Source organism: Bacillus cereus group sp. BfR-BA-01355 (genome assembly GCF_022663675.1).
GTDB lineage: Bacteria > Bacillota > Bacilli > Bacillales > Bacillaceae_G > Bacillus_A > Bacillus_A thuringiensis_S.
This window is the reverse complement of record NZ_JAKUFY010000203.1, coordinates 1-4,585: the sequence shown is the minus strand read 5'-3', so window position 1 is coordinate 4,585 and position 4,585 is coordinate 1. Positions and strand designations below refer to the sequence as shown.

The following is a 4,585-nucleotide window of genomic DNA, read 5'->3' as shown; positions in this document are numbered from 1 at the left end:
CAACAGCACCAACAGCACCAACAATACCAACAATATCAACAGCAACAATCTTCTCCTTGGGCAGGTGGAATTGGAGCAGGAGCAGCAGGGGCAGCGGCAGGAGCAGCTAGCATTAGTGGAGCAGCAGGACACGCGGGACACGTGGGTCATTAATGAATTGCAGAAAAAAGACATAATAAAAAACTGCTAGGAAATCCTAGCAGTTTTTTTCAGCTTCTTTGCGCTGACGTTCGATTTCAGCACGAAGTTGTGGTTCTGGTGCTTGCCAGCCTTCTGGTTTTAGAATTTTGCCATCGCCTTCACGGAATCGGGGTTTTCCATCAGGGAATAGTTTTGCCATGTTTGCGTTATTTACAATTTCAAATCCTTTATCAGGACGTACGCCCATTTCGGCAAACGTTCCGAATGCAAAGTAAATAAGGTCAATCAGTGCATCGTATTGATCTTCAACAGTCGTTGCTTCTAGAAATTCTTCTAACTCTTCTTGCATTTTTGCAACAAGTTCGAATCCTTTATCTAAACCTTTTTCGTTTGCCATGTTGTTTCATCCTTTCTCGTTTTCTGCCGAATTTCATTGTAACATAAGGTGATTATGAAATGAAAAGAACATCTTATCGAAATAAGATGTTCGCTTGTTATTCTTCTTTTTTTATTAAAAGGGATAAAATAAGATCGATGCCAAAAATACCGACGAGTAACATTGGTATAACGACAAGTAAATAACGTGTGAAGGAAACATTTTTTAAGTATGTATGAGCAAATAAAAAGACACCGAGAAATAAAATACCATTTAAAATAGGCTTTACTAATTTTTTAGACATAAGCTCCCCCATAAATATCTTCTCTCTCTATTTGATAATAAAAAACTCCTCTCTCCGTTGTATCATGCTGGAGAGAGGAGTTCAATCATTTCTCATTCAATGACACCAGAATTTGTAATATTTACGGTGTATTTTATATGAACCGGAACATCTTTATACATTTGTCTCCATTCTTCTAATTTGAATGGGCGATAATGTTGTCTATATTTTGCTCCTAGTGCAAGAGGATCAACATTTAGAGATTTAAACTGTTTAATTAGTTTTGTAGCTTTTGCATCTAATTGTTTTTCGATTGATTTGGCTATTTTTGTTGTATTTTTTTTGTTTTCTAAATTAAATTTTCTAGAAAGCTCCTGAATACGAGCATCCATCTTAACGTGAATATAGAAAGAAGGTTTCCCATCTTTTATGTTTACTTCGTAGGTAGGAACGGAACGAATGTTATTAATCATTGCATAGCCAGGATTTGTTTTAAATTCATGTGAGTCCAAGCGGTGCTTTTCTAGCAGTCCTTTGAAAACAAACATATCGTGATACTTAATTGTTCCGACCAACTTATCCTTTTTCAAAAGACCAATACCAGTAATTTTTATTTTATCTCCATGTTTTTTTAGGATAGGCATATAAGAATCTTGTCCTTCACGGTAGTACCTGAAGGCACCTAAATATAAATTGTCAGTTGGCAATGGCCCAGTGTCCATATTATGTTCTAACATTTTTTTTATATAAATCGCAACATTGTAAGAGGTACTATATTTTCCTTTAAATAGTTCAGTACCACTGCCTTCTAATAGTCCAACATACAGTGAGTTACCAATATTCACATCACGAATTAATGTGTCAAAGGAAGTTGATAATCCTTTTTTAGCAATCTTTGTTGTGAATAAGGCAACACGCATTTGCCCGCTTGCGAACGGTTGCGAAGATTCCAAAGATGTATCTGCCTTTACTTGTTTTACTGCGTTTCCTGTTCCTTCATAAACTTGAACTTTATTTCCCTTTTTTTGTATGGGACAAACAAATGTAACTTTTACTTTATTATCTTTTGCTGTATCGAAGGCAGCTCCTTGAATGAGCTGAACATCATCAATAATATTTTTTTGTAAACAACCAGTTAGACTGAAGACACTGATGCAAATAAGAAGTATTAATTTTCTTTTGGTTTTTTCCATTTTTTTTTCACCCACACAATAATAAATAGAATTGGGATGTATACATATATAAGCCAAAAACTAACTTTAGATGTATTGCTAATAAAATCATTAATATCATGCCTATTTGTTAAAAGTTGTGAAACAACTAAGGTGATAAGCATAAATGCAATTAAAATACCTCGTTGTTTTACACGAAAGATTTCATGTGTTCCTCGAGTAGCGGCCCATAAAGGTAGAATAAAGCTTGTAATAATAACGAGAGCATAACCGGAAATAGCAATATACTCAAGTCGCTCGATAAAAGGAAGCTTAATAACTTGTGTCATGGACAGTTGAGACCAAATTGTTTTGAGTAGTTGTTTTTCGCTAAAGAATGTAAAAGCGAGAATGGTACTAAATAAATATAAGAAGTTAGAGAATAATGCACCATATTGTGCAAATTTATGGGATTTTTCTGGTTCTTTAACAAACGGATAAACCATAAGGAAAATTTCAAATCCTGTCATACTATAAATGGATAGTTGAGCTGCTTTCAAAATATCTGTAAAAGAATGTGAAAACATTGGAAGTAAATTATCCCAATGTGAGAATTTCAAAATGAAAAGACTTAGAAAAAGATAACCTAATGTTCCACCAACGGAAATAACACAAATTCCTGTAATGACGCGGAATCCTGATGAAATAATGTAATAACTTATTAAACATAAAAAGAAAGTGAGCATCCAGGTGGATGCGCTAGGAAACATCCACACTTGAATAATTTCGACATAGGTTCGAACGACAGAAATACTTACAATAAAAAAATAAGCCATAAAGATGAGACTAATACCATTTCCAATCCATTTTCCAAAAATCTGTTTGTGTAAATCAATTAAGTTTCCTTCTGTATTTTTTAATGAATAATACATCATCCAGATGAGAATATGAATGATAATTCCTGTGAGGAGAACTCCTATCCAGCCGTCGTATCCGGCGGCTTTTGCTATAATTCGAGCGAAGCCGAGAACGCCAGCTCCAAATTGTGCACCGTGAATTAAGAAGAAAACAAAGATAGGAGATATTTGATATTTTTCTTGAACTTTACTCATCAATGCACCTCATTTCTTAATCATCAAAGTCCGATCTATGTTTTGTTGAAATCCCTTTTGCTGATTTTTTTACATGTTGTGGTCTTGCTTGTACATCTCTTGTATCAATCATTGTTAAAGGAAAACGAATCCAAGAGTCCTTAACGGATTGTTGTCTTGTCGGATAAAACAAAGCGTACGGCTTACGTAAGGAAGTAAGCCTGAATAGATGAGTAAATAAGAAGATAAATCCAAGAGAAATCCCGAACAATCCGCCTATTTCTGCAAACATAAGAAAAGGAAAGCGTAGTAATCGAACAGCGTTACCCATTTTATAAATAGGTGTAATAAAAGAAGCGAGTGCTGATAGTGCAACGATAATTAATAAAATGTTACTCGTTAACCCAGCTTGTACAGATGCTTGCCCGATTACGATACCGCCCACAATACCGAGTGTTTGCCCCACTTTCATCGGTAACCTTGCGCCGGCTTCTCTTAATAAATCAATAACTAATTCCAAAAACAGTGCTTCAATTAAAGGTGGGAATGGAACTTGCGCTCGAGATAAAATCAATGTTTCCAGCAAATCGCTTGGAATTAGTTCATAATGATAATTTAAAACGGCAACATATAATGGAGCTGCACAAATCGAGAAAAGGACAGCGATAAGTCGTAAAACTCTTGAAAATGTTGCATATAGCCAAGAGACATTATAATCTTCTGGTGAAATAAAGAAATCGAAATATGATACGGGCGTTAATAGAACATTTGGTGAACCATCAACAAAAATTGCAATTTTCCCATCAATTAGTGCTTTTGTAACTCTATCAGTGCGCTCTGTATTGATATAGAGAGGAAAAATCGATTTTTCACCCATTAATTCTTGTAAATAAGCACTATCATTAATTTGATCATATTCAAGAGCGCGTAATGACTCTTCTAGAAAATCTACATTATCTTTTTCAGCGAGGTTGTCTAAATACATCATGACAACTTTTGTTTTGGAAAACTCGCCGATAATCATTTCTTTTGTTTGTAAATCTAAAACAGGAAGACGTTTTCGAACTAAATTAATGTTTGTATCAATATCCTCTACAAAACCTTCTTGCGGACCAATAACAGTTGATTCGTTTAAAGGAGGGGTTGGTGCACGATAATTATCAATTGCAATGTTTGCAAGCATACACTTTTGATCTTGCTGATTCAATTGAATAATCGCATGCCCCTTTAAAACCATATCCTCAATTTTTTGTAAATCGTTCGTAATTGTAATGCCGCTCATCGGAATATGTTCTTTTAGTTGTTCTAGAGAAGCACAGGGTTTCTCTAAAAGAGTGGGCATTAAATATTTCTGTAATTTCTCTCCATCAAGTGAAGGGCGATAGTAAGAAATCCAATAAGGCATCGTTTCATCGTCAGATGTATGGTAATTAATAAAATCACTAGACTTTTTAAGTTTCTCTATTAAATCTTGTAGAGAATGAATACGGTCTTTTTCTGGTTTGGTAAAGTCATAAATACTATTACCTCCAGAGCTTTGTTG

At 34.7% G+C, this 4,585-nt stretch carries 5 protein-coding genes; all 5 read right to left on the bottom strand.

Annotation, left to right across the window (positions count from 1 at the left end; translation table 11 throughout):
• Window positions 1–196: 196 nt before the first annotated feature.
• The gene (locus tag MR167_RS30515; RefSeq protein WP_242316173.1) at window positions 197–538 is read right to left on the bottom strand and encodes a pyrophosphohydrolase domain-containing protein; all 342 of its coding nucleotides are present in this window, start codon (window positions 536–538) and stop codon (window positions 197–199) included.
• Window positions 539–635: 97 nt separating this feature from the next.
• Window positions 636–821: a macro domain-containing protein gene (locus MR167_RS30510; RefSeq protein WP_000038780.1), complete on the bottom strand. Its 186-nt coding sequence runs from the start codon at window positions 819–821 to the stop codon at window positions 636–638.
• A gap of 92 nt (window positions 822–913) precedes the next feature.
• Window positions 914–1,993, bottom strand: coding sequence for a Ger(x)C family spore germination protein (locus MR167_RS30505; protein WP_000416067.1), 1,080 nt, complete (start codon window positions 1,991–1,993; stop codon window positions 914–916).
• Entirely contained in the window at window positions 1,969–3,063 is a 1,095-nt protein-coding gene (locus MR167_RS30500; RefSeq protein ID WP_000049049.1) for a spore germination protein, read from the bottom strand. The genes MR167_RS30505 and MR167_RS30500 overlap by 25 nt, the downstream gene beginning before the upstream one ends.
• Window positions 3,064–3,079: 16 nt before the next feature.
• The coding region (locus MR167_RS30495; protein WP_242316172.1) for a spore germination protein at window positions 3,080–4,585 on the bottom strand (1,506 nt) is incomplete at its 5' end.

What these genes read in the sequence shown, in the direction of transcription:
- MR167_RS30515 (WP_242316173.1), bottom strand. Translation starts at nt 538, where the DNA reads ATGGCAAACGAAAAAGGTTTAGATAAAGGATTCGAACTTGTTGCAAAA.
- MR167_RS30510 (WP_000038780.1), bottom strand. Translation starts at nt 821, where the DNA reads ATGTCTAAAAAATTAGTAAAGCCTATTTTAAATGGTATTTTATTTCTC.
- MR167_RS30505 (WP_000416067.1), bottom strand. Translation starts at nt 1,993, where the DNA reads ATGGAAAAAACCAAAAGAAAATTAATACTTCTTATTTGCATCAGTGTC.
- MR167_RS30500 (WP_000049049.1), bottom strand. Translation starts at nt 3,063, where the DNA reads ATGAGTAAAGTTCAAGAAAAATATCAAATATCTCCTATCTTTGTTTTC.